Annotated in this window: 21 protein-coding genes; all 21 read left to right on the forward strand. The window is 66.9% G+C overall.

Features of this window, described 5'->3' with window-relative positions; translation table 11 throughout:
* The 21 genes from CDO81_RS04510 (at position 1) to CDO81_RS04610 (ending at position 25,780) form a co-directional block, all read left to right on the forward strand.
* Positions 1 to 459 carry a GNAT family N-acetyltransferase gene (locus CDO81_RS04510; RefSeq protein ID WP_088481925.1) on the forward strand — a complete coding sequence of 153 codons (459 nt, stop codon included), beginning with the start codon at positions 1 to 3 and terminating at the stop codon, positions 457 to 459.
* The gene (locus CDO81_RS04515; RefSeq protein ID WP_088481926.1) at positions 456 to 1,343 is read left to right on the forward strand and encodes an SDR family oxidoreductase; all 888 of its coding nucleotides are present in this window, start codon (positions 456 to 458) and stop codon (positions 1,341 to 1,343) included. Before CDO81_RS04510 ends, CDO81_RS04515 begins: the two co-directional genes overlap by 4 nt.
* Positions 1,344 to 1,455: 112 nt before the next feature.
* Positions 1,456 to 2,313: a ribose-phosphate diphosphokinase gene (gene prs, locus CDO81_RS04520; RefSeq protein ID WP_088481927.1), complete on the forward strand. Its 858-nt coding sequence runs from the start codon at positions 1,456 to 1,458 to the stop codon at positions 2,311 to 2,313.
* Between the two features lie 24 nt (positions 2,314 to 2,337).
* Positions 2,338 to 3,924 (forward strand): nicotinate phosphoribosyltransferase, encoded by a 1,587-nt coding sequence (locus CDO81_RS04525; protein WP_088481928.1) that lies wholly within the window; start codon positions 2,338 to 2,340, stop codon positions 3,922 to 3,924.
* Between the two features lie 20 nt (positions 3,925 to 3,944).
* On the forward strand, positions 3,945 to 4,634 hold the full coding sequence (locus CDO81_RS04530) for an NUDIX hydrolase (RefSeq protein ID WP_088481929.1): 690 nt from the start codon (positions 3,945 to 3,947) through the stop codon (positions 4,632 to 4,634).
* 134 nt (positions 4,635 to 4,768) lie between these two features.
* Positions 4,769 to 6,280: an MFS transporter gene (locus CDO81_RS04535; protein WP_162293489.1), complete on the forward strand. Its 1,512-nt coding sequence runs from the start codon at positions 4,769 to 4,771 to the stop codon at positions 6,278 to 6,280.
* Positions 6,281 to 6,357: 77 nt separating this feature from the next.
* Positions 6,358 to 7,620 carry a TIGR03862 family flavoprotein gene (locus tag CDO81_RS04540; RefSeq protein ID WP_088481930.1) on the forward strand — a complete coding sequence of 421 codons (1,263 nt, stop codon included), beginning with the start codon at positions 6,358 to 6,360 and terminating at the stop codon, positions 7,618 to 7,620.
* Positions 7,621 to 7,820: 200 nt separating this feature from the next.
* Positions 7,821 to 9,659, forward strand: a complete 1,839-nt coding sequence (locus CDO81_RS04545; RefSeq protein WP_088481931.1) for an ATP-binding response regulator — start codon at positions 7,821 to 7,823, stop codon at positions 9,657 to 9,659.
* Positions 9,660 to 9,967: 308 nt separating this feature from the next.
* The gene (locus CDO81_RS04550; protein WP_088481932.1) at positions 9,968 to 10,978 is read left to right on the forward strand and encodes a PEP-CTERM sorting domain-containing protein; all 1,011 of its coding nucleotides are present in this window, start codon (positions 9,968 to 9,970) and stop codon (positions 10,976 to 10,978) included.
* Positions 10,979 to 11,182: 204 nt separating this feature from the next.
* Positions 11,183 to 11,890: a substrate-binding periplasmic protein gene (locus tag CDO81_RS04555; RefSeq protein ID WP_158218160.1), complete on the forward strand. Its 708-nt coding sequence runs from the start codon at positions 11,183 to 11,185 to the stop codon at positions 11,888 to 11,890.
* Between the two features lie 85 nt (positions 11,891 to 11,975).
* A complete protein-coding gene (locus tag CDO81_RS04560; RefSeq protein WP_088482441.1) occupies positions 11,976 to 14,291 on the forward strand; it encodes a Tex family protein in 2,316 nt (771 codons plus the stop codon).
* A gap of 179 nt (positions 14,292 to 14,470) precedes the next feature.
* Positions 14,471 to 16,693 carry a TonB-dependent receptor plug domain-containing protein gene (locus CDO81_RS04565; RefSeq protein ID WP_158218161.1) on the forward strand — a complete coding sequence of 741 codons (2,223 nt, stop codon included), beginning with the start codon at positions 14,471 to 14,473 and terminating at the stop codon, positions 16,691 to 16,693.
* Positions 16,693 to 17,787 (forward strand): patatin-like phospholipase family protein, encoded by a 1,095-nt coding sequence (locus tag CDO81_RS04570; RefSeq protein ID WP_088481935.1) that lies wholly within the window; start codon positions 16,693 to 16,695, stop codon positions 17,785 to 17,787. Before CDO81_RS04565 ends, CDO81_RS04570 begins: the two co-directional genes overlap by 1 nt.
* A 177-nt stretch (positions 17,788 to 17,964) precedes the next feature.
* The gene (gene thrS / locus CDO81_RS04575; RefSeq protein WP_088481936.1) at positions 17,965 to 19,872 is read left to right on the forward strand and encodes a threonine--tRNA ligase; all 1,908 of its coding nucleotides are present in this window, start codon (positions 17,965 to 17,967) and stop codon (positions 19,870 to 19,872) included.
* A gap of 68 nt (positions 19,873 to 19,940) precedes the next feature.
* Positions 19,941 to 20,486, forward strand: coding sequence for a translation initiation factor IF-3 (gene infC / locus CDO81_RS04580; RefSeq protein ID WP_088481937.1), 546 nt, complete (start codon positions 19,941 to 19,943; stop codon positions 20,484 to 20,486).
* A 121-nt stretch (positions 20,487 to 20,607) separates the two neighbouring features.
* Positions 20,608 to 20,811, forward strand: coding sequence for a 50S ribosomal protein L35 (rpmI, locus tag CDO81_RS04585; RefSeq protein ID WP_028601240.1), 204 nt, complete (start codon positions 20,608 to 20,610; stop codon positions 20,809 to 20,811).
* Positions 20,812 to 20,838: 27 nt separating this feature from the next.
* Complete coding sequence (gene rplT / locus CDO81_RS04590) at positions 20,839 to 21,195, forward strand: 50S ribosomal protein L20 (RefSeq protein WP_025564000.1); 357 nt, start codon at positions 20,839 to 20,841, stop codon at positions 21,193 to 21,195.
* A gap of 86 nt (positions 21,196 to 21,281) precedes the next feature.
* The gene (pheS, locus tag CDO81_RS04595; RefSeq protein WP_088481938.1) at positions 21,282 to 22,325 is read left to right on the forward strand and encodes a phenylalanine--tRNA ligase subunit alpha; all 1,044 of its coding nucleotides are present in this window, start codon (positions 21,282 to 21,284) and stop codon (positions 22,323 to 22,325) included.
* Between the two features lie 45 nt (positions 22,326 to 22,370).
* Positions 22,371 to 24,812, forward strand: a complete 2,442-nt coding sequence (pheT, locus tag CDO81_RS04600; protein WP_088481939.1) for a phenylalanine--tRNA ligase subunit beta — start codon at positions 22,371 to 22,373, stop codon at positions 24,810 to 24,812.
* Between the two features lie 11 nt (positions 24,813 to 24,823).
* Positions 24,824 to 25,192: an integration host factor subunit alpha gene (locus CDO81_RS04605; protein WP_088481940.1), complete on the forward strand. Its 369-nt coding sequence runs from the start codon at positions 24,824 to 24,826 to the stop codon at positions 25,190 to 25,192.
* A gap of 48 nt (positions 25,193 to 25,240) precedes the next feature.
* A complete protein-coding gene (locus CDO81_RS04610) occupies positions 25,241 to 25,780 on the forward strand; it encodes a MerR family transcriptional regulator (RefSeq protein WP_088481941.1) in 540 nt (179 codons plus the stop codon).
* Positions 25,781 to 25,806 lie beyond the last annotated feature (26 nt).

Below are 25,806 nucleotides of genomic sequence, written 5' to 3' on the forward strand. Positions count from 1 at the left end.
ATGCACTGGCACTGCCTGCCCTTCGCCGAACTGGGCGTGCAGCGTCTGTATGACCTGCTGGCCCTGCGCTCGGAGGTATTCGTGGTCGAGCAGCAATGCGTCTTCCTCGACATCGACGGCCTGGACCGGCACACCTGGCACCTGCTGGGTGAGGCCGACGACGGCCAGCTGCAGGCCTATGCCCGGCTGATCCCGCCGGGCCTCAAAGGCGACGATGCCCTGATCGGCCGCGTGGTCACCGCGCCGGCCGCGCGCGGCAGCGGTGCCGGCCGCGACTTGATGACCGAGGCACTGGCCCACTGCCTGCAGCTCTGGCCACAGCACGGCATCACCCTGCACGCACAGGCCCACCTGGAACGCTTCTATGCCGGCTTCGGCTTCCAGCCGGTCGGCCCGACCTACATCGAAGACGACATTCCGCACATCGAGATGCGGCGCCCCCAAGGAGACAAGACATGACCCCCAAGACCGCCGTCATCACCGGCGCCGGCTCCGGCTTCGGCCTGGAAACCGCCCGCATTGCCGCCCGTCGCGGCATGAACCTCGTGCTCGTCGACGTGCAGGCCGATGCGCTGGAGAAGGCCGCTGCCGAGTTCACCCACGTGCAGGTGCTGGCCCGCGTCGTCGACGTGGCCAAGGCCGAGCCCATGGAGGCCCTGGCGCGCGACGTGCAGGCTCGCTTTGGCGCACCGCACTTCGTCTTCAACAACGCAGGCGTCGGCTCCGGCGGCCTCATCTGGGAGAACAGCGTCAGCGACTGGGAATGGGTGCTGGGCGTCAACCTGATGGGGGTGGTGCACGGTGTGCGGCTGTTCACGCCCATGATGCTGGCGGCCGCCAAGGCGGACCCGGCCTACCACGGCCACATCGTCAACACCGCGTCCATGGCCGGCATGCTGAACCCGCCCAACATGGGCGTGTACAACGTGTCCAAGCACGCGGTGGTGTCGCTGTCGGAGACGCTCTACCAGGACCTGTCGCTCGTCACCGACCAGGTCCACGCCTCCGTGCTCTGCCCCTTCTTCGTGCCCACCGGCATCAGCCAGAGCCACCGCAACCGCCCGAGCGAGTTCGCCGCGGCCAAGCCCACCAAGAGCCAGCTGATCTCGCAGGCGCAGACCGACAAGGCCGTGTCATCCGGCAAGCTCACCGCGGCCGACGTGGCTGCGATGGTGTTCGACGCCATCGACCACAACAAGTTCTACATCTTCAGCCACCCGCAAGCCCTGGCGGGCGTGCAGACCCGCCTGGAAGACGTGATGCTGCTGCGCAACCCCACCGACGCGTTCGCCGACAAGCCCGAGATCGGCGCAGCCCTGCGCGCCAAGCTGCGGGCCGACTGAGCCGCCTCCACCCTGACAAAGCGCCTCCCAGGAGGCGCTTTCCATTTGTTGCATGAACAGGACTTGTGCACGCCCGCACTTTGTCTCACAATGAGACAAATAAGGACGCCACATGATTTCCCGTTTCAGCCTCCAGTCACGGCCCGCCGCCGACGTCGGCGACGTGCGCCGCCACGACGACCTGCAGTTCCTCAGCTTTCCCGGCGGTGAGCGCCATGTGCGCCTGCCCGCCAGCGCACTCGGCTGCAGCGACCGCTGCTGGACCCTCACCGCCCACCTCTACTCGGCCGAGGGCGTGATGGACTTGCTGTTGCTGACCGACGCCCTTCGCCGCGCCGCACCCGCAGGCGCCGAGCTGCACCTGGTCATGCCCTACGTGCCCTATGCCCGCCAGGATCGCGTCGCCCTGGCTGGCGAGCCGCTCTCGGCGGCCGTGTTCTGCCGCCTCGTCAACAGCCTCGACTTCGTGTCGGTGACGATTGCCGACCCGCACAGCGACGTGGTCCCCGCGCTGCTCGAACGGGTGCGCGTGCAACCCGCCGCCGACGCCGTGCGTCAACTGCGGGCGCAGGCCCTGGGGCATCTGCCCGGCCTGGCGCTGGTCGCTCCTGATGCCGGCGCGCGCAAGCGGGTCGAGCAGGTGGGCAAGGCCCTCGGCCTGCCGGTGGCCTATGCCGGCAAGACGCGCGACCCGGCCACCGGCCGCCTCTCCGGTGCCGAGGTGCAGGGCGAACTGCCCGACCTGCCGCTGCTCATCGTCGACGACATCTGCGATGGCGGCGGCACCTTCGTCGCCCTGGCCCAGGTGCTGCGCGAACGCACCCGCCAGCCGCTGTACCTCTACGTCACCCACGGCCTGTTCACCAAGGGGCTGGCGCCGCTGCAGGCCCACTTCGACGGCGTCTTCGCCGCCCACTGCGCCAACCCCGACCTCGCCGCTGCCACCGCCCTCACCGGCCGCAGCGCCTGAACACCCGACAAGCAAGGAGCCTCCATGAAGCTGAACCCGCTCAACCTGATCGACTTCTACAAGTCGGGCCACGTCTTCCAGTACCCCGCCGGCACCGAGAAGGTCTACAGCAACTTCACGCCCCGCTCGGACCGCCTCGCGCCGGTGCTGCGCACCGGACCGGCCACCTTCGACGGCAAGGTGGTGTTCTTCGGCCTGCAGGGCTTCGTCCTCGACATCCTGATCGACGCCTTCAACACCGAGTTCTTCCGCCTTCCCAAGGCCCAGGCGGTGGGGCGCTACCGCCGCCGCATGGACAACGCCCTCGGCCCGGGTGCGGTGCCGGTCGACCACATCGAGGCCCTGCACGACCTGGGCTACCTCCCCCTGCACATCAAGGCCCTGCCGGAGGGTTCGCTGGTGGACATCAAGGTGCCGCCGTTCACGGTCACCGAGACCCTGCCGCAGTTCTTCTGGCTGACCAACTACATCGAGACCGTGCTGAGCAACGCCAACTGGAAGCCGATGACGGTGGCCACGCTGGCCTACCAGTACCGCCGCCTGCTCGAGGCCTATGGCGAGATGACCGGCGGCGACCCGCTGTTCATCGACTGGCAGGCGCACGACTTCTCCGCCCGCGGCATGGCCGGCCCCGAGGACGCGGCCCGCAGCGGCGCCGGCCACCTGCTGAGCTTCACCGGCACCGACACGGTCAACGCCATCGACTACCTCGAAGACTTCTACGGCGCCAACAGCGACACCGAGATGATCGGCGGCTCCATCCCGGCCACCGAGCACAGCGTGATGAGCATGGGTGGCCAGCTCGATGAACTCGGCACCTTCCGCCGCCTGATCACCGAGGTCTACCCGGCGGGCCTGGTGAGCATCGTCAGCGACACCTGGGACTTCTGGCAGGTCATCAGCAACTACGCGGTGCAACTCAAGGCCGAGATCCTGGCCCGCCAGCCCAACGCCCTGGGCCAGGCCAAGGTGGTGTTCCGCCCCGACTCGGGCGACCCAGTGCTGATCCTCACCGGCTACCTCGACGACGAACTGGTGAGCGACGCCCAAGGCCAGCCCCGGCGCGACGCACAGGGCCTCTACGAAGTGCGCGAGGGCGGCCGCCGCATCACCGACGCCGAGCGGCGTGGCGCGGTGCAATGCCTGTGGGACGTGTTCGGCGGCACCACCACGAGCAAGGGCTTCAAGGTGCTGCATGAGCGCGTCGGCCTCATCTACGGCGACTCCATCACCCTGCAGCGCGCTGACGCCATCCTGCGGCGCCTGATGACCAAGGGCTTTGCGTCGACCAACGTGGTGCTGGGCGTGGGGAGCTTCAGCTACCAGTTCATCACCCGCGACAGCTTCGGCATGGCGATGAAGGCCACGGCCGGCGTGGTGAACGGTGAACTGCGCGAGCTGTCCAAGGACCCCAAGACCGATGGCGGCACGAAGAAGTCGGCCGTGGGTCTGCTGCGGGTCGAACGCGAGGACGGCCGCTATGTGCTCTACGACCGCCAGACGCCCGAGCAAGAAGCAGGCGGCCTGCTGCAGACGGTGTTCAAGGACGGCGAACTGCTGCGCCGCCAGACGCTGGCCGAGATCCGTGCCCGGCTGCGCAGCGGCGGCTGACCCTCGGCACGGAGGCCCGCATGACCTTCCAGAACCCCATCCTCACCGTGGACGTCGTCATCCTGACGCTGGCCGAAGGCCAACTCCAGGTGGCGCTCATGCCCCGCACCGAGGCGCCCTTCGCGGGCCGCGCCATGCTGCCGGGCGGCTTCGTGCACGGCGACCCGGCCACCGGCAAGGTCGACAAGTCCACCACGCAGGCGGCGCTGCGCATCCTCAAGCACAAGCTCGCCTTCACCCCGCGGCATCTGGAGCAGGTGTACACGGAATCCGGCCCCACGCGCGACCCACGCGGCTGGTCGGCCAGCGTCATCCACCTCGCATTGCATGAATACGCGGTGGTCGAGACGCTGGTGGCGGCTGGTCGGGTCAGCCTGCATCCGGTGCATCCGACGCCGCGGCTGCCACCGCTGGCCTTCGATCACCGCCACCTGATCGACATCGCGCTGGGCCGCCTCAAGGCCAAGGCGACCTATTCCACGCTGCTGGCTCACCTGCTGCCGCCGGTGTTCCGCCTGTCGGACCTGCGCCAGGCCTACGAGCTGGTCTGCGGCACGACCGAGAACAAAGCCAACTTCCGCCGCAAGATGCTGGCCGCCGACGCCCTGGAGCCGGCTGACCTGTTGATCGGCTCCGGCGGCCGTCCGGCCGAGGGTTACCGGCTGCGGGAGGACATCACCTTGATCGAGGGACTGATCAGCGGCGCCTGAGCCCTGCACTGCCTTGCCCGCCCAGGGTTCACGGCAGGTGCCCAAAAGTCCGGAAATGGGATACTCGCCCCACTTCACGGAACGACAGGCCACAAAAAATGAAACTGTCTTCCAATAACAAGAGACAGTCCATCATGAGCAGAACGATCTCGATGCGGCACACGCTGAGCTACGGCAGTGCCAACCTGCTGGGCAGCGGCGCCCTGGCGATTGCGGCGGCGTGGCTGCTGTATTTCTACACGACGTTCTGCGGGCTGACGGTGGTGGAGGCCGCCGCCATCTTCTCGCTGGCCAGCATCCTGGACGCGATCAGCAACCCCATCATGGGGTACATCAGCGACAACTTCTACAACACCCGGCTGGGCAGGAAGTTCGGGCGGCGACGCTTCTTCATCCTGATCGGCATCCCGCTGGTGCTGCTGTACCCGCTGATGTGGATCGAGGGCTTCGGCTTCTGGTACTACCTGACCATGTACGCGCTGTTCGAGCTCGTCTACACGTCGATCATGGTGCCGTACGAGACCCTGGCCACCGAGATGACCGACGACTTCGCGGTGCGCTCCAAGCTCACGGGCTCGAAAGCCATGTTCGGCAAGGTGGCGAATTTCCTGGCCGCGTTCATCCCGGCGCAGTTGTTCCTGATCTACAGCAAGGAGTCGCCCACGCCCTTCCTGCTGACCGGCATCATCTATGCGCTGATCATGTGCGCGGCGATGGCGGCGCTGTACTTCTCGTCGTGGGAGCGGCCCGCGCATGAAGTGGTGCAGGAGCGTGCGGGCAGTCTCTGGCAGGCGCTCAAGAAGCTCGCGGCCGACATGATCTCGACCTTCCATCTCAAGATCTTCCGCAAGCACCTCGGCATGTATCTGCTGGGCTTCGGGGCGGAATGGCTGTTCGCCTCGATCTTCACCTACCTGATCGTGTTCTGCCTCGGCCAGGACAAGGCAGTCGTGGGCTACCTCAACAGCTTCAGCTCCGTGATGCAGCTGATCTCGACCATGGCCTTCATCGGCCTGTGCATCAAGTTCGGCTTCGCCCGGCCCTACCGCATCGCGCTGCTGATCGTCTGCGGCAGCGTGCTGGCCTATACGGCGCTGTACTACCTGGGCTGGGACAAGCAGACCACCGTCATTGCGCTGTTCGCCATCACGGCCGTGTTCGGCCTGGGCACGGGTGGCGTGTACTACATCCCCTGGACGGTCTACACCTTCCTGGCCGATGTCGATGAGGTGCTGACCGGGCGACGCCGCGAGGGCATTTATGCCGGCGCCATGACCTTCGCCGGCAAGATCACCCGCTCGGCGGTCGTCTTCGCCATGGGCTGGGTGCTGGGCCAGTACGGCTTCGTGTCTGGCCAGGCGACCCAGCCGGAGAGCGCGCTCAACGCCATCATCGGCATCTTCACGCTGGGCGTCATCGGCCTGGGCCTGGGCGGCATCTACTACACGTACCAGATGAAGCTGGACCGCAAGAACCACGCCATCCTGCTGAAGGAAATCGCCCGCATCAAGGCCGGGGGCCGCATCGCCGATGCTCCCGCGGAGGCGCGCGCCGTCGCTGAGGAGCTGACCGGCTGGAAGTACGAGCAATGCTGGGGCAACAACCACCTCGCCCCCGCCGGCTCGGAGGCCCCGGCCCGGGCCTGACGCGGCAGAACCGACGCCTCGCCGGCGCCGCGGCAAGGTGTTGACGGGCAGGCACCGGGGCCTTCCTAGAATCGGGCATGTCTCTCCCTGAAGTTCTCACGCCCGGCGTCGCCATCATCGGCGGCGGCCCGGCCGGCCTGATGGCGGCGGAGGTGCTCGCCGCCGCCGGCCATCCCGTCACCGTCTTCGACGCCAAACCCAGCGTCGGACGCAAGTTCCTGCTGGCCGGCAAAGGCGGCCTCAACCTCACGCATTCCGAAGACTTCGCCCCCTTCGTGGGCCGCTTCGGTGACCGAGCCGCCCAGATCGAGCCCCTGCTGCGCGGCTTCGACGCCGAACAACTGCGCGCGTGGGCCGAAGGCCTGGGTGTGAGCACCTTCGTCGGCACCTCGGGCCGCGTGTTCCCTACCGACCTCAAGGCCGCGCCGCTGCTGCGCGCCTGGCTGCACCGACTGCGCGCCGCCGGCGTTCGATTCTCGATGCGCCATCGCTGGACGGGCTGGAGCGCCGACGGCCACCTCCGCTTCGACACGCCCGAGGGCGAACGGCTCGCCGCGCCGCGCGCCACGCTGCTGGCACTGGGCGGCGCCTCCTGGCCCCAGCTCGGGTCGGATGGCGCCTGGGAGCCCTGGCTCACTCAACGTGGTGTGGATGTAGCCCCGCTGCAGCCCGCCAACTGCGGCTTCGACGTCGGCCCGACCGCCGCGCACCCAGGTGCACCGGGTTGGAGCGAGCGATTCGCCACCGAGTTCGCCGGCCAGCCGGTCAAGCCCGTGGCCCTGGCAACCGAGGGCTTCGAGCGCCGCGCGGGCGAGTTCGTCATCACCGCCAGCGGCATCGAGGGCTCGCTCGTCTACGCCGCCAGCCGCGCGCTGCGCGAGCAGATCAACCGCCACGGCCAGGCCACGCTGCATCTGGACCTGCTGCCCCAGCTCAGCGCCGAGCGCGTCCTCGCCGAGGTGAAGCATCCCCGGGGCAGCCGTTCGCTGTCCTCACACCTGAAGAGCCGGCTGCACCTGAGCCCGCTCAAGCTCGGCCTGCTGCACGAACAGCTGACCCGCGAGCAGATGCTGGATGCCACCGCGCTCGCTACCGCCCTCAAGCAACTCCCACTGACCCTCCACGCGCCCCGCCCTGTGGCCGAGGCCATCAGCACCGCCGGCGGCGTGCGCTTCGAGGCGCTGACCGACGCCCTGATGCTGCGCGCGCTGCCCGGCGTGTTCGTCGCGGGCGAGATGCTCGACTGGGAGGCGCCCACCGGGGGGTATCTGCTGACGGCGAGCATGGCATGCGGCAAGGCAGCCGCTCTGGGTGTCTGCCGTTGGCTTGAGCTCGGATAAGGCTGTCAACCCTTCCACCGGCCCGGGCAGGCTTGGCAGCATCATCCATGGACGCGGGCAAGAACATTCCGATGTAAAAGCGAGGCTGGCAACGGCCGGCCCGCCGATCAAGCATTCAACCCTGCGTTGAGCCGGGCTTTCCCCGGCGCGGCAACGGTTGGACTGCGCGGAAATCCACCTGCGAGACAAGGACGAACGCCATGGAAGTCATCGAAGTCGTTCGGCTCGCCGCAGCCTTGTCATCGGGGATGATCGGCGCGCTCTACCTGCTCGTCTGGCGCCACCTGCGGCTGTCATGGGCCGCGTTCTATGCGGCAGCGTTCCTGCTCATGACGATCAGCGTGTCCTTCGACACGTACATCCAACCCAGCGGGGACCGTCCCAACCCCATCTCCACAGGGCTGGCGCAATTCACGGCGTGGTTCATGGTGCTGGCAATGAACCGATTCGGCTCGATCCCGCCGCGGGTGGGCCGTGTGATCTCCATCGCGGTCGGACTGATGGCGGTCGTGATCACCGGGCTTGCAATCCTGGAGCGCATCCCACGGATTGCCGCCTTCGGCGCCATCGCCGCCGTGTCCATCCTGATGACGATCCAGGCGCTCTTCGCCTTTCGGCACGAGCACGCCAAGGGATTCGGGCTCGTGGTGATCGCGATGCTCATCTATCCATTGGCCATGGCCGCGGCCGCGTCGGGCGTCATGCCGCTGCCATCGCTGCGGTACGCGGGCATCGTGCCAGCGGTACTGACCGGCATGAGCGTCCTGACGACCGGCCTGTTGCGTGCGCAGCACCGCAGCGAGAGCGCCGAGCGCGAACTGCGCGCCCTCAATGAGTCACTGGAGCATCGGGTCGCGCAGCGCACGGATGAGCTGCGGGAGGCGATCAAGCGGCTTGATGCCGCCAACCAGGAACTGACGACGCTCAACGCGTCGCGTACGCGCTTGATGGCGAGTGCGTGCCACGACTTGCGCCAGCCCGCGCATGCGCTGGGTATGTTGGCCGAAGTGGCTCTGCAGAAGGTGCCGGAAACGGCCCGGCAACCGATCGAGGACATCCGTCAATGCAGCACCTCGCTCAGCAACATGCTGGACATGCTGCTGGACATGACCCAGCTGGAAGCGGACCGCTACAAGCCGTCCCGCCAAGCCGTGCGGCTGGAGGACCTGCTCAATGAATTGCATCTGCAGTTCGCGCCGCAGGCTCAACGCAAGGGGCTGGCGTTCTCGGTCGATACAACCACGGCTGGCGTTGAATCTGATCCGCATCTGTTGCGTCGAATTCTGCTGAACCTCGTCTCCAACGGCATCAAGTACACCTCCGTCGGGTTCGTCCACGTGTCTGTGCAAGATGAGGGTCACCAACTGAAAGTACAGGTCAGCGATTCGGGGCCGGGCATCCCGGACGACAAGGTGGACAGCGTGTTTGCCGACTTTGTCCGGCTGGACACGGCGCAAGGCATCCATGGGCTGGGCATCGGCCTGCCCATCGTGAAGCGCGCCGCCGCGTTGCTCGGGCATGAGCTGCAGCTGCATTCGCAGGTCGGCCAGGGCACCACCTTCACTCTGATCTTGCCCAGCGCTATCGTTCCAACGCAGGCGCCAGAAGCCGCACCGACGACAGCCGGTCAAGGGCAGTTGATCGGCATCGTGGAGAACGACGAAATGATCCTGACCGCGGTTTCCCAGTTGCTGGAAGGGCGGGGCTTCCAGGTCGCGTCCGCCCGAAATGCGCTCGAACTACAAGAATCGCTTGCACGCCGGGGCAGTCCGTCGCCGGATCTGCTGATCTCAGACCTGCATCTGGGACGCGATCAAAACGGCATGGATTTGATTGGCGGCCTGAAGCAAAGCGCGCACTGGCAGCGAACAGCGTTTGTCCTCGTCACTGGCGACCTGGATGCCGAAGTCGCCACACAGGCATCGACGCTGGGCGTAGCCGTGGCCTACAAGCCTGTGCAGCCTCGCAAGCTGCTGGCACTGATGGACGCCCTGCTGAAGCGTTCGATCGGGTCAGGGGCAATGCCGGCGAGCGCTTGACGCGCGGCTCGACAAACGACCGAGTCGGCAACGTGCATGGCGACACAGCGCAGGCGCAGGCGCAGGCGCATTGGATCGAGCTCAACAGCACCGATGGCATGAGCTTGCCGGCGCCCACTGCCCGAGCAGCCAGCGGCCCCGCCGCGGCACAGGGCCTGTTGCCCTGGTGAAGCGCCTGACGGAGGCCACAGGCGTCACATCCGGTTGCAACTCGGGGTGGCGACGTCCCTTGCTCCAGCGTCGCGACGCGGCGAGTGCGCCACGGAGTGCTTCCTAGACTGACGCGTCTTGACCCACATGATCCGTTGATGCGCCTGCCTCATGCTTCCGCCCTGGCCCTGAGCCTGCTTGCCCTGACCCTGCCCGCCGCTGCGCAGACCACGCTGCCCGGGCTGACGCTGGGCACGCCCGATCCATCGTCCTTCTACGGTGCATTGCTCAACCAGTGGTATGCGTCGGCGGCCCAGGTCAGCGCCGGCACCATGATCGACGGCCTGCCGACGCAGGCAGGCAGCTTCACGATGTTCCCGGCACCCAGCGCGCTTGCGGCCCGTGTCGAGTCCAGCCAGACGCAAGACGGCAAGTCGGCGGCCGCACTCGGCAAGCTGACGGCCACCACGCTCGGTGCCTCCGCCACGGCCATCGCCCCGCTGGACCCGAAGGCCACCGGCATGGCGTCTGTCGGCTATTCGATGATGTCCTACTGGGCCGTGCTGGACCAGGATGCCACCGTGCACTTCAGCCTGCCGCTCGAGGGTCGCCTGACCACCACCGGCAGCCTCGCCACCGGCTCCGATGCCAGCCTCGCCGGCGTCGTCGCCTGGGCCTATGGCTCCGAGGTCAACCCCACCAGCGCCAGCCAGGCGGCGCTGTTCGCCAACGCCGGCATCGACGTGAATGCCGAAGGTGAGACCCTGCTGCGGCAACTCGCCACGGTGCAGCCCAGCAGCCAGACCCATCTCGCCGTATTCGGCGCGCAGGCGGACACCTCTCGCACCTGGGTGGACGTGAACAGCACGCTGGACGTCACGGCCCAAGGCACCCGCATCGACTGCACCACGCCGGTCCCGGCACCGCTCACGCCGATCTGCGGCCGCTACTTCTACTTCATGAACGTGGCTCTGTTCACCGGCGCCCAGAACGGCGCTTCGGCTGACTTCTCGCACACCTTGAATGTGGCCACCTACAGCATCAACGGCGGCCCTGCCCAGGCCTTCAACGCCGTGTCCGCGGTGCCTGAGCCCACCTCGGACCTGTTGTTCGCCCTGGGGCTGGCCGGCCTGTCGGCATGGCGCTGGGCGCGTCGCACGCGGCGCTGATCGTCACTCGCGTCGCCGCGCCGGGCCGCTGACCCGGGGCCACGCCATGTGCGCGGACGGTGGGGAATCGAGTCAGACCCTGCCCCGCCACACCCACCGAGGGCCCTAGACTCCGCCACCGCACTCTTCCTGCAAGGCGAACCACCCCCGATGCGACGGCGTGACCTGCTGCTCTCGATGCTGGCCCTGCCAGCAGCCGCAGGCATGGCAAAGACCCGCACCGTGGTCATCGGCGCCGAGGACGACTGGTACCCCTACTCCGCCGAGGTGAACGGCCGGCCCGAAGGCATCACCGTCGAACTGGTGACAGCGGCCTTCCGCGCGATCGGCGTGGAGGTGCGGCTGGAGTCGGTGCCTTATGTGCGCTGCATGGCCCAGACGCGCACCGGCAGCCTGGTCGCCTGCTTCAACACCACACGCACCGTTCAGATCGAGAACGACTACGCCTGGCCGGCGCGGCCGATGTTCGAGGAGCGATTCCTGATCTGGGCCCTGGCCGACGCACCGACCCCGCGCGCCGGTGGCTTGCAGGTGCGCGACCTCGAAGGCCAGCCGGTCGCCGTGACCCGCGGCTACGAGTACGGCAGCGAGTTCGACGGCAATACGCGCATCCAGCGCGTGGTCACCAGCCACGACGAGAACAACTTCCGCCTGCTGCTGCGTGGCCGGGCGGCGTATACGTTGGCCCCGGACATCAACGCCCGGCTGCTGTTCAAGCGGCAGCCCGACCTCGCCGGCAAGTTCAAGGTGGTGGGCCAGCTCAGCGCTTTCGGCATCTACACCGCCTTCTCGCGGCGGCACCCGCAGTCCGCCGAGATGCTCGCAGCCTTCGACGAAGGCATGAAAATCATCCAGGCCAACGGCACGGCCCGGGCCATCCATGAGCGCTGGCGCCAGCGCGCCGCGCCCTGAGGCGGCCTTCCGGCCACGTCTGCTTTGGCAGAATGCGGGCCTCGCGTAACAACCAGGGCGCCGTCAGGAGGCGCCCTTTGTGTTTGTGGACCCCATCGTTTCCCAGATTGCCGCCGAACTGAAGGTTCGGCCCGCCCAGGTGCAAGCCGCCGTCGACCTGCTGGACGGCGGGGCCACCGTGCCCTTCATCGCCCGCTACCGCAAAGAGGCCACTGACGGCCTGGACGACACCCAGCTGCGCGAACTCGACGCCCGCCTGGCCTACCTGCGCGAGCTGGCCGAGCGCCGCGAGGCGGTGCTCAAGAGCATTGCCGAGCAGGGCAAGCTCACGCCCGAGCTGGAGGCTGCCATCCGCACCGCGCCCACCAAGCAGGAGCTGGAAGACCTCTACCTGCCCTACAAGCCCAAGCGCCGCACCAAGGGCATGATCGCCCGCGAGGCCGGGCTGGAGCCGCTCGCGGACCAGCTCTTCGCGGACCCGAGCCTCGTGCCCATGGACGAGGCGGCCAAGTTCATCAATGCCGAAGGCGGCTTTGCCGATGCCTTCGCCGTGCTCGACGGCGTGCGCGACCTGCTCTCCGAGCGCTGGGCCGAAGACGCCGTGCTGGTGGGCAAACTGCGCGAGTGGCTGTGGGACGTCGGCCTGTTCCAGAGCAAGTTGATGGACGGCAAGAGCCCCGACACACCCGACAACGCCAAGTTCCGCGACTACTTCGACTACGCCGAGCCGATCAAGACCGTGCCCTCGCACCGCGCGCTGGCGGTGTTCCGCGGCCGCACGCTGGAGTTGCTGGACGCCAAGCTGGTGCTGGACGAAGAGCCCGTCGCCGGCAAGCCGGGCCTGGCCGAAGGCCGCATCGCCGCCCACCTCGGCTGGCGTCATGCCAATCGCCCCGCTGACGAGCTCATCCGCAAGGCCATCGGCTGGACCTGGAAGGTCAAGCTCTCGCTCAGCCTGGAGCGCGATCTCTTTGCGCGGCTGCGTGAGTCCGCCGAGGCCACCGCGATCAAGGTGTTCGCCGAAAATCTGCGCGACCTGCTGCTGGCCGCGCCGGCAGGCAAGCGCGTCGTCATGGGGCTGGACCCGGGCATCCGCACCGGCGTGAAGGTGGCCGTCGTGTCCGATACCGGCCGCGTGCTGGACACCGCCACCGTCTACCCACATGAACCGCGGCGCGACTGGGACGGCGCGCTGCACACGCTCGCCAAACTCTGCGCCACGCACGGCGTGAACCTGATCGCCATCGGCAACGGCACCGCCAGCCGCGAGACCGACAAGCTCGCCGGTGAACTCATCAAGAAGCTGCAGCAGCTCGATGCGAACGTGAAGATCGAGCGCGTCGTCGTCAGCGAAGCCGGCGCGTCGGTCTACTCGGCCTCGGAGTTTGCGTCCAAGGAGCTGCCGGACCTGGATGTGAGCCTGCGCGGCGCGGTGTCCATCGCCCGCCGCCTGCAGGACCCGCTGGCCGAGCTCGTCAAGATCGACCCCAAGAGCATCGGTGTGGGTCAGTACCAGCACGACGTCAACCAGAGCGAGATGGCGCGCGCGCTGGACGCCGTCGTCGAGGACTGCGTGAACAAGGTGGGCGTGGACCTCAACACCGCCTCCAGCGCGCTGCTGGCCCGGGTCTCGGGCCTGTCGGCCTCGGTCGCGGCCAGCATCGTGCGCTGGCGCGATGCCCATGGCGCGTTCAAGAACCGCCAGCAGCTGCTGGACGTGACCGGCCTGGGCCCCAAGACCTTCGAGCAGGCAGCCGGCTTCCTGCGCATCCGCGGCGGCGAGAACCCGCTGGACTTCTCCGGCGTGCACCCCGAGACCTACCCGCTGGTGGAGAAGGCGCTGGCCTTGCTCAAGCGTCCGGCGGAAGAGGTCATCGGCCGCAGCGAAGTGCTGCGCACGCTCAAGCCCGAGCTGCTCGCCGACGAGACGTTCGGCCTCATCACGGTCAAGGACGTGCTTGCCGAGCTGGAGAAGCCCGGCCGCGACCCGCGCCCGGACTTCAAGGTGGCCCGTTTCAACGAAGGCGTGGAAGACGTCAAGGACCTGCAGCCTGGCATGGTGCTGGAAGGCACAGTCAGCAACGTGGCGCAGTTCGGCGCCTTCGTCGACCTGGGCGTGCACCAGGACGGCCTCATCCACGTGAGCCAGCTGTCCAACAAGTTCGTCAACGACGCCCGCGAGGTGGTCAAGACCGGCGACATCGTGAAGGTCAAGGTGCTGGAGGTTGACCTGGCTCGCCAGCGCATTTCGCTGACGATGAAGCTCGACGCCCAGGCCCCGCGCGGCCCCAAGGCCGACAACGCCTTCCGCCCGGCCGGCCGCCAGGAACGTGGCCCACGCGATGCCCAGCCCACCGGCGGCAGTGCGATGGCCGCCGCCTTCGCCAAGCTCAAGCGCTGAGGCGGCGGAGGGTCTCCGGGGCTGACCTTCGTCATTGCAACAAATCTTTGCCAACATCGCACCCCGTGCCCGCGGGGCGTCGATTGACACCCCGATTCTTGCCAGCGGTCGCAGCGATGCTGCCGCCCGACAACGCTGCCGCTACCGTGCGCGCCGCCTCGACACCCTCGGAGACCTGCTTGAAAACGCCCGCCCTCGCTTCGCTCCTCTTGCTCTGCCCGGCACTTGCGCTGGCCCAGCAGGAGGTCGACCGCGCCACGACGACCGCCACGCCCACCCCGAACGCCAACCAGCTGGAGCGCGTGTCGGTCACGCGCCAGCAGACCGACACCGACCTGCGCCGTCGCGAACCCGTGGCCAAGCAACTCTATGGCCGCGAGGAGCTCGACAAGTACGGTGACACCCAGCTCAGCGACGTGCTCAAGCGCCTGCCCGGCATCAACGTCTCTGGCGGCCAGCTGCGCATGCGAGGCCTGGGTGGCGCCTACACGCAGATCCTGGTCAACGGCGAACCGGCGCCCCCGGGATTCAGCCTGGACAACCTGAACCCGGCCCAGGTCGAACGCCTGGAAGTGAGCAAGGCCCCGACGGCCGACCAGACGGCCCAGGCCATCGCCGGCACGCTCAACATCATCCTGAAGGACGCGCCGCGCATCGTGCAGAAGGACCTGCGCATCGGCGTGGCCTATGCCAACGAAAAGCCCATCGTGAACGGCGGCTTCACCTACGGCAACCGCACGGTCGGCGGCCTGGGCTTCGTGCTGCCGATCAATGTCTTCCAGTGGGACAATCGCAACGAGACCGACGGCGAGCGCCTGCGCGACACCGGCGCCACGCGACTGAGCAGTTCGGGTGCCGACCGCTCGCACGGCCGCGGCGTGAACGTCTCGCCGCGCCTGAACTGGAAGCTGGGCGATGACGAGACCCTGTCGCTGCAGGGCTTCTTCATCACCAACCGCTTCTTCAACGACGGCAACAACACCACCGAGGTGCTAGCCTCCAACGCCAGCAGTGTGCTGCCGCAAAGCGTGCTCGACGAGACCCACAACCGCGGCACCTTCTCGGCCCAGCGCGTTAACCTGCAATACAACAACCGCTTCGGCGAAGACCGCCGCGTCGAGCTGCGCGCCGGCGCGGGCCGTGGCGGCGCCGATTTCAAGTTCGACTTCCTGGGCCGCGACAAGAACGGTGTGCAGACGGTGACCCGCACCACCACGGGCGACAACAGCAACCGCAACGCCACGCTGTCGGGCAAATACAGCCAGTACGCCGGCGAAGCGCACACGGTGACCACCGGCGCCGAGATCGAGCGCCGCGCGCGCGACGAAACCCGCCGCACGGTCGAGAACGGCGTGGACCTGCTGCCCGGCATCGAAGGCCAGCCCTTCGATGCCACCATCACGCGCACCGCGGCCTATGCCCAGGACGAATGGGAGATCAACAAGCAGTGGTCGGCTTACTTCGGTGTGCGGCATGAGCAGATCAAGACGGTCAGCAACGGCATCGGCAGCGAGTTCAACAGCACCAGCAAGGTCACCACGCCGCTGCTGCACCTGAACTTCAAGCCCGACCCGAAGGCCCGCGACCTGATCCGCGCCAGCCTCACGCGCAGCTACAAGGCGGCTGACGTGCAACAGCTGATCGCGCGCCCGACGATCAACACCGACTACCCGGCCACCGGCGCCAACGCCCGCACCAACACGCAGACGGCGCCCGACCGCATCGGCAACCCCGACCTCAAGCCAGAGCTGGCCACCGGCCTGGACATCGCCTGGGAGAACTACCTGCCCGCTGGCGGCTTGATCTCCGTGGGCGTGTTCCACCGCCGCATCACCGGCCTGGTGCGCAACTCGCTGGTGCTGGAGCAAAACGTCAGCTGGGCCAGTGTGCCGCGCTGGGTGGCCAAGCCCATCAACCTGAGCAAGGCCACGACCGAAGGCCTGGAGTTCGAGATCAAGGGCCGTGCGTCGGAACTCTTCCCGAGCCTGTTCGAGCCAGCGACGGCGCTGAGCATGCGCGCCTCGCTGAACCTGTATCGCTCCCGGGTCGCCGACATCCCCGGACCCGACAACCGCCTGGAGGGCCAGCAGCCCTGGCAGTTCAACTTTGGTGCCGACTACCGCCTGAAGAGCCTGCCGGTGAACATGGGCTTCAGCGCCCAGATTGCGCCCAAGTTCAATGTGCAGCAGACCGCGCTGCAGAGCCAGGAAACCCTGCCGGCGCGCTCGCTCGACGCCTTCGTCGCGGCGCAGCTCAGCAAGCAAGACGGCGTGCGCTTCTCGGTGAACGGCCTGTTCCAGCCCAAGCAGGGCACACGCGTCGCCATCATCAATGGTGACTACAACCTGAGCGAGCGCAAGCCGGTGGCTTGGTGGTCGGTCAATTGGGAGCACAAGTTCTGATGACGGGGGCGTTGCAGGTCTACGCCGGCCCGGCCGCCCGCGCGCGCCTGGCTGAGCGCGGCCTGCGCGCCGAGGACATCGGGCTCATTCCGGCCGCGGCGGGCGGGCCGAAAGGTCTGGCGCTCAATGGGCTGGACCGCCATCTGTTCGGTGACTGGCTGGCGCGCAGTTCGCACAAGATCCATCTGGTGGGCGCCAGCATCGGCGCCTGGCGGATGGCGACCGCCGCGCTCGCGCATCGCGGCGTGGCGCATGCCTTCGAGGTGATGGCCGAGGCCTACGTCACCCAGGAATACGACGTGCTGCCGGGCGAAAAGCGCCCGCGGCCCGAGGGCGTGAGCCGGCGCTTCGGCGAGATCCTGGCGGAGATCTTCGAGGGCCGCGAGGCCGAGGTGCTGGCGCACCCACGCTGGCGGCTGCACATCGTCACCTCGCGGGGCCAGCACAAGGGCCTGGGGCTGCTCGCGCGCGAGGGCCGGCTGCGCACGCCGCTGGGCTACCTGGGCGCGTTCGCGGCGAATGCGGTGTCGCGTCCGCTGCTCGGGCGCTTCCTGGAGCGGGTGATCTTCTCGGACCCGCGCGACCGCCTGCCGCTGACGCTGAACGATTTCACCAGCCGCGAGGTGCACCTCTCGCGTGCCAACCTGCGCGGCGCCCTGCTGGCAAGCTGCTCCATCCCGTTCTGGCTGCAGGCCCAGCACGACCTGCCCGGTGCGCCGCGCGGCGCTTACTGGGACGGCGGCATCACCGATTACCACCTGCACCTGGACTACCGCGCGCTGCAGGCCAGCGGCGCACCGCTGGTGCTGTACCCGCATTTCCAGCGCCAGGTCGTCCCTGGCTGGCTCGACAAGGCGCTCAAGCACCGCCACCGCGCGACCGCCTTCCTCGACAACGTCGTGCTGCTGTGCCCGTCGCCCGAATGGATCGCGGCCCTGCCCGGAGCCAAACTGCCCGACCGCAACGATTTCATCCACCTCGACGCCGAGGAACGCCGCCGCCGCTGGCGCATCGCGGTGGCCGAGAGCCAGCGCCTGGCCGACGATTTCGCCACGTTGACCGCGCGCGACAGCCTGCAGGCGCTGAGCCTTTAGAATCTCGGCTCCCTCCCCTCACAAGAGCGAGAAAGGCACCCTGGTTATGACACCGCGAACTACGACCACCTTCACCGGTACCTAGTCGGCCGCGGCTCGTCACGCCTGCCTTCGGGCAAGAACAAAGCGCGGCAAGTGGCCGCGCTTTTTGTTTTCTGCCCCACGAACGGAGCACCCATGATCTCGATTCAACTCCCCGACGGCTCGCGCCGTGAGTACCCCGCCCCGCTGACGGTCGGCGACGTGGCCGCCAGCATCGGCGCCGGCCTGGCCAAGGCCGCGCTGGGCGGCAAGGTGGACGGCAAGCTCGTCGACCTGAGCCATGTCATCGACAAGGACGCCAGCCTGGCCATCGTCACCGACAAGGACGCCGACGGCCTGGACATGATCCGCCACTCGACGGCTCACTTGCTGGCCTATGCCGTCAAGGAGCTCTACCCCGACGCCCAGGTCACGATCGGCCCGGTCATCGACAACGGCTTCTATTACGACTTCTCCTACAAGCGCCCCTTCACGCCCGAAGACCTGGCCGCCATCGAGTCCAAGATGACCGAGCTCGCCAAGAAGGACGAGAAGGTCGTGCGCCGCGTGCTGCCGCGTGACGAAGCCGTGGCCCACTTCAAGGCCCTGGGCGAGCATTACAAGGCCGAGATCATCGGCAGCATCCCCGCGGGGGAAGACGTCTCGCTGTATGCCGAAGGCAAGTTCGAAGACCTCTGCCGCGGCCCGCACGTGCCGTCCACCGGCAAGCTCAAGCACTTCAAGCTGATGAAGGTGGCCGGCGCCTACTGGCGCGGCGACCATCGCAACGAGATGCTGCAGCGCGTCTACGGCACGGCCTGGGCCAGCAAGGACGACCTGCAGAAGTACCTGACGCTGCTGGAAGAAGCCGAGAAACGCGACCACCGCAAGCTCGGCAAGGAACTCGACCTCTTCCACATCGACGAACATGCCCCGGGCGTGGTCTTCTGGCACCCCAAGGGCTGGACGGTGTGGCAGGAAGTGGAGCAGTACATGCGCCGCGTGTACCGCGACAACGGCTACCTGGAGGTCAAGGGCCCGCAGATCCTGGACAAGGGCCTGTGGGAAAAGACCGGCCACTGGGACAAGTACCGCGAGAACATGTTCGTGACCGAGTCGGAGAAGCGCGACTACGCGCTCAAGCCGATGAACTGCCCCGGCCACATCCTGATCTTCAAGCAGGGCGTGAAGAGCTACCGCGACCTGCCGCTGCGCTACGGCGAGTTCGGCCAGTGCCACCGCAACGAGCCCTCGGGCGGCCTGCACGGCATCATGCGCGTGCGCGGCTTCACGCAGGACGATGGCCACATCTTCTGCACGGAAGACCAGATCCAGGGTGAAGTCACCGCGTTCACGACGCTGCTGCAGAAGGTCTACAAGGACTTCGGCTTCACCGACATCATCTACAAGCTCTCCACGCGCCCCGAAAAGCGCATCGGCACCGAAGAGAGCTGGGACAAGGCCGAAGCCGCGCTGGCCGAAGGCCTGAAGGCCTCGGGCTGCGACTTCACCTACCTGCCCGGCGAAGGTGCCTTCTACGGCCCTAAGATCGAGTACACGCTCAAGGACGCCCTCGGCCGTGAATGGCAGTGCGGCACCATCCAGGTCGACCCCAATCTGCCGGAGCGCCTGGACGCCGACTTCGTCGACGAGAACGGTGAGCACAAGCGCCCGCTGATGCTGCACCGCGCCATCGTCGGCAGCCTGGAGCGTTTCATCGGCATCCTGATCGAGCAGCACGCCGGCGCCCTGCCCACCTGGCTGGCGCCGACGCAGGTCGTGGTGGCCAATATCACGGACGCGCAGGCCGATTACGTGGCGGAAATTGTGAAATCGCTGCAAAAACAAGGGCTTAGGGCCTCGGCTGATTTGCGCAACGAGAAGATCACCTATAAAATCCGTCAGCATTCCATGCAAAAGCTGCCGTACATCCTCGTCGTGGGTGACAAGGAAAAGGCGAATGGCAGCGTTGCGGTCCGCGCCCGTGGCAACCAGGATCTCGGCGTGATGCCTCTGCAGGACTTCCTCGACAGGATCTCCGCAGACATCACCAACAAGGTCTGACGAGCTCTCCGGGCGCGATTTGTTTTGTCTGGGCTCCTCGCCTTGGAGCCCGTTGAAAGGTCTACACCATCGCTACGTTTGCCGACCGTCGTGCGATTCCGGAGCGCAAGCACCGGTTGAACCGCGAAATCATGGCTCCCGAAGTCCGTCTGAACGGCCCCGAGAACGAACCCATCGGGATCGTCAGCATCCAGGAAGCCCTGCGCATGGCGGGCGATCTGGATGTGGACCTGGTTGAGATCTCCGCCACCGCCAATCCGCCGGTCTGCCGGCTGATGGACTACGGCAAGTTCAAGTACCAGGAGCAAAAGCGCGCTGCCGAAGCCAAGGCCAAGCAGAAGATCATCGAAATCAAGGAAGTCAAGTTCCGCCCGGGCACGGACGAAGGCGACTACCAGATCAAGATGCGCAATCTGCGCCGCTTCATCGCCGAAGACGGCGACAAGGGCAAGGTGACGCTGCGCTACCGGGGCCGTGAGATCACCCACCAGGAAATCGGCATGCGCCTCCTGGAGCGGATCCGCGATGAACTGGCCGATGTGGCGGTGGTCGAGAACATGCCGAAGCTAGAAGGTCGGCAGATGATCATGGTCCTGGCGCCCAAGAAGCGCTGAGACCTTTGCAGGTTCAACTGGTCGGTTTGGTCGCCGGCCAGTTCACAAGTCTCCTGAGGCCAACAAGCGTGACGGGCTCTTTCGTCACCGCCCCAGGGACACACTTAAAAGGAGCATTCACATGCCCAAGATGAAGACCAAGAGCAGCGCGAAAAAGCGTTTTCGCGTTCGTCCGGGTGGCACCGTCAAGCGCGGTCAGGCGTTCAAGCGCCACATCCTGACCAAGAAGACCACGAAGAACAAGCGTCAGCTTCGCGGCGCTGTGAACGTGCACGAAACCAACATGGGCCACATGGCTCAAATGTTGCCTTTCGCCGGTCTGTAATCCCACCAACGACTAAAGGAGAAACACATGCCTCGCGTCAAACGTGGTGTTACCGCTCGCGCCCGTCACAAGAAGGTCCTGGCTCTGGCCAAGGGCTTCCGCGGTCGTCGTAAGAACGTCTTCCGCATCGCCAAGCAGGCGGTGATGAAGGCGGGCCAATACGCCTACCGTGACCGCCGCACCAAGAAGCGCGTCTTCCGTCAGCTCTGGATTGCCCGTATCAACGCCGCCTCGCGTGGCCTGGGCCTGTCCTACAGCAAGTTCGTGGCGGGTCTGAAGAAGGCCCAGATCGAGATCGACCGCAAGGTCCTCGCCGATCTGGCCGTCAACGATCCGGCTGGTTTCGCCAGCATCTTCGCCAAGGTGAAGGCCGCGCTCGCCTGATTGCGAACCGTCCCGACTCGTCGGGATACGCAAACTTTTGAGGGCCGGCCCACTGGGTCGGCCCTTCTTCATTTCCGAATTCCCGAATGTCTGATCTCGACGCTTTGCTGCAGGCGGCCCAAGCCGACTTTGCCGCCGCCCCGACGCCCGCCGAACTCGAAAACGCCAAGGCCAAGTACATCGGCAAGACGGGCCGCGTGACCGAGCTGATGAAGGGCCTCGGCGCCTTGAGCATCGAGGAAAAGAAGACCCGCGGCGCCGAGATCAACCAATGCAAGGTGGCCATCGAGGCTGCCCTCAATGCCCGCCGCGAGGCGCTGGCTGCTGCCGAGCTGGAGAAGCAGCTCAAGGCCGAGGCGCTCGACGTCACCCTGCCCGGCCGCCAGCGCGGCACCGGTGCCCTGCACCCCATCACGCGCGCCATGGAGCGCATCGAGGCCATCTTCTCGTCGATGGGCTTCGACGTCGCCGACGGCCCGGAGATCGAGACCGATTGGTACAGCTTCTCGGCCCTGAACAACCCCGAGAATCATCCGGCCCGCTCGATGCAGGACACGTTCTACGTCGACATGAAGGACGAGAACGGCGCCTGGCTCAACCTGCGCCCGCACACCAGCCCGATGCAGATCCGCTACGCGCAGGCCCACGCCAAGCGCTACGCCGGTCAGGACACGATGCCGGAGATCCGCGTCATCGCCCCAGGTCGCACCTACCGTGTGGACAGTGACGCCACGCACTCCCCCATGTTCCACCAGGTCGAAGGCCTGTGGGTCGGCGAGAACATCTCGTTCAAGGACCTGAAGGCGGTCTACCTGAACTTCATCACGGCCTTCTTCGAGACTGACCAACTGCAGCTGCGCTTCCGCCCCAGCTACTTCCCGTTCACCGAGCCCAGCGCCGAGATCGACATCATGTTCGAGAGCGGGCCGCTCAAGGGCCGCTGGCTGGAAGTCTCGGGCTCGGGTCAGGTGCATCCGCAAGTGATCCGCAACATGGGCCTCGACCCCGAGCGCTACATCGGCTTCGCCTTCGGCTCCGGCATCGACCGCCTGGCCATGCTGCGCTACGGCGTCAATGACCTGCGTGCCTTCTTCGACGGCGACCTGCGTTTCCTGGCGCAGTTCCGCTGAGCCTCCCAGGTTCTCCAGTTCAAGTCTTTCCAGAAGAACAAGACCATGCAATTCCCCGAGTCCTGGCTGCGCGAGTTCTGCAATCCGCCGCTGTCTACCGCCCAACTGGCCGAGCTGCTGACCATGTCCGGCATGGAGGTGGAAGAGCTGCGCCCCGTCGCGCCGCCCTTCCACGGCATCGTCGTGGCCGAGATCCTCGAGGCCACCCAGCACCCCAACGCCGACAAGCTGCGCGTCTGCAAGGTCAACGCCGGCGCCGCGTTCAACAACGGCGAACCGCTGCAGATCGTCTGCGGTGCGCCCAACGCCCGCGCCGGCATCAAGGTGCCGCTGGCCACGGTTGGCGCCGAGTTGCCGCCGGGTGAGGATGGCAAGCCCTTCAAGATCGGCGTCGGCAAGCTGCGCGGCGTCGAGAGCTTCGGCATGCTGTGCTCGGCCCGCGAACTCAAGCTCTCCGAAGACCATGGCGGCTTGCTTGAGCTGACCGCGGACGCCGCCGTGGGCGAAGACATCCGCAAGCATCTCGCGCTGGACGACACCCTCTTCACGCTCAAGCTCACGCCCAATCTCGGCCATTGCCTGTCGGTCTACGGCATCGCCCGTGAAGTGGCCGCGCTGACCGGCGCACCGCTATTCAAGCCAGAGTTCCCGGCCGCGACGCCCACGACTGATGCCAAGCTGAACGCCCGCATCGAGGCCACGGATCTCTGCGGTCGCTTCTCCGGCCGCGTCATCAAAGGCATCGACACGAAGGCCGCGACGCCGGTTTGGATGGTCCAGCGCCTGGAACGCTGTGGCCAACGCTCCGTCACCGCCCTCGTCGACATCTCGAACTACGTGATGTTCGAGTTCGGCCGCCCGTCGCACATCTTCGATCTGGACAAGATCAGCGGTGAACTCGTGGTTCGCTGGGGCCGCAACGGTGAGCAACTCAAGCTGCTGAACGGCAACACGATCACGGTCGACGAGAAGGTTGGCGTGATCGCCGATGCCCGTGAAGTCGAGTCCCTGGCCGGCATCATGGGTGGCGACCACACCGCCGTGTCCGACGAGACGAAGAACGTCTATGTCGAGGCCGCCTTCTGGTGGCCCGAGGCTGTCATGGGTCGTGGCCGGCGCTACAACTTCTCGACGGATGCCGGCCACCGCTTCGAACGTGGCGTGGACCCGGCCCAGACCGTCGAGCACATCGAGCGCATCACGCAGCTCATCCTCGACATCTGCGGCACCGCCGACACCCAGGTCGGCCCGATGGACGACCAGTCCCCCAACCTGCCCGTGCGCCAGCCGGTGGCCCTGCGCGTGGCGCGCGCTGCCAAAGTCATCGGCATGCCGGTCACGCAGGCCGACTGCGAACGTGTGTTCACGCGTCTGGGGCTGCCGTTTGCCGCCACCGACGGCGTGCTGACGGTCACACCGCCGAGCTGGCGCTTTGATCTGCAGATCGAGGAAGACTTGATCGAGGAAGTCATCCGCGTGATGGGCTACCCGACCCTGCCGTCGACCCCGCCGCTGGCCCCCATCGTGGGCCGCACGCGCACCGAGAGCCGATCGAGCCAGCATGCGCTGCGGCGCGCTGTCGCCGCGCGCGACTACTTCGAGACCATCAATTTCAGCTTCGTCGAAGAGCGCTGGGAACGCGACCTGGCCGGCGAGACCAATCCCATCAAGCTGCTCAACCCCATCGCCGCGCCGCTGGCCGTGATGCGCACCAGCCTGATCGGCAGCCTCGTGCAGGTGCTGCGCCACAACCAGGCTCGCCGCGCGACGCGCGTGCGTGTGTTCGAACTGGGCCGCGTGTTCAAGCGCGATGCCGGCGTGGTGAAGGGCCCGCTGGCCGTGGCAGGCATCGCGCAGCCGCTGCGCCTGGGCGGCCTCGCTTGGGGCCCGGCCGACCAGCAGCAATGGAGCCAACGGGATCGCGCTGTCGACTTCTTCGACGTCAAAGGCGATCTGGAAGCCCTGTTCGCACCGCAGTCACTGAGCTTCGAAGCCGCCGAGCACCCGGCGCTTCATCCCGGCCGCAGCGCGCGCGTCGTGTTGAATGGCGCACCCATTGGCGTCATCGGTGAACTGCATCCGCGCTGGCGCCAGGCCTACGAGATCAGTGGCGGTGCGCCCGTGGTGTTCGAACTCGACCTGGAAGCCTCGCTGGGCCGCACCCTGCCCCATGGCCAGCCGCTGCCCCGCCAGCAAGCGGTGCAGCGCGACCTGGCGCTCGTCGTGAAGGACGGCGTCAGCCATGACGCGTTGATGAATGCCGTCACGGCGGCCGGCGGCCCACTGCTGCGTTCGGCCCGCCTGTTCGACGTTTTCAAGCCGGCCGCGGGAACCGCCACCGACCTGCAGGCGGATGAGCGCAGCCTGGCCGTGCGACTGGAACTGCTCGATGACGAGGCCACGCTGACGGATGAGCGCATCGATGCGGTCGTCACCGCCATCGTCGCGGCCACCGCTCAACAACTGGGCGCCCGCCTGCGCGGCTGAACGGAGGATTCATGGACGCCAACGACACCAAGAAGGACGCCGCCGCCGTCGTCATCGGCAGCCTCGAGACGCCCACGCTCACGAAGGCCGAACTCGCCGAGTTGCTGTTCGACAAGCTCGGGCTCAACAAGCGCGAATCCAAGGACATGGTCGAAGCCTTCTTCGACATCCTTCACGACAGCCTGGTCAAAGGTCAGGACGTGAAGCTCTCCGGCTTCGGCAACTTCAACATCCGCCGCAAGGCGCCGCGCCCGGGGCGCAATCCGCGCACCGGCGAGTCGATCCCCATCAAGGCGCGCAACGTCGTTACCTTTCACGCGAGCCACAAACTCAAGGGGCAGGTGCAAGGCGATGCGCCCAGCGGGGAAGACTTCGAGTAGAGTCTGCTTTCCCCCCGCGAACTTGTTGATTCGCAATGAGAATTTGCCATGGATAAGGCGCTTCCCGCCATCCCCGCCAAACGCTACTTCACCATCGGTGAGGTCAGCGAGCTTTGCGGCGTGAAGCCCTATGTGCTGCGTTACTGGGAACAGGAGTTCACGCAGCTCAAGCCCATGAAGCGCCGCGGCAACCGCCGCTATTACCAGCATCACGAAGTGCTGCTGATCCGCCGCATCCGAGACCTGCTCTACGACCAGGGGTTCACCATCAGCGGCGCGCGCAACCAGCTCAACGAGACGCCGTCGTCGGCGGCGTCCCTGGCCCAAAGCTTCCGAGAGGAAGCGGGCCAGGCGGCTGATGAAGTGGCCGAATTGGAGGAACTCGACGACGACGGCGAAGACATCGCCCTCCTCCCCGGCGCCCACGTCGCCACGCAAGCTGCAGCCAGGGTGCCCGTGTCGCATGCCCAGCCCCTCAAGGCCGCCGAAGCATCACTGACCCTGCCCCTGATCGCACTGGACCCGGTGACGTCCCTCGAGCAGGTGCGTGCCGAGCTGCTGGCCATCCGCGCCAGCCTGATCAACTGAGTTTTCCTGGCAAAAATTCGGCGAAC

It is taken from the genome of Roseateles puraquae (assembly GCF_002205845.1).
Taxonomy (GTDB): Bacteria; Pseudomonadota; Gammaproteobacteria; order Burkholderiales; family Burkholderiaceae_C; genus Pelomonas; species Pelomonas puraquae.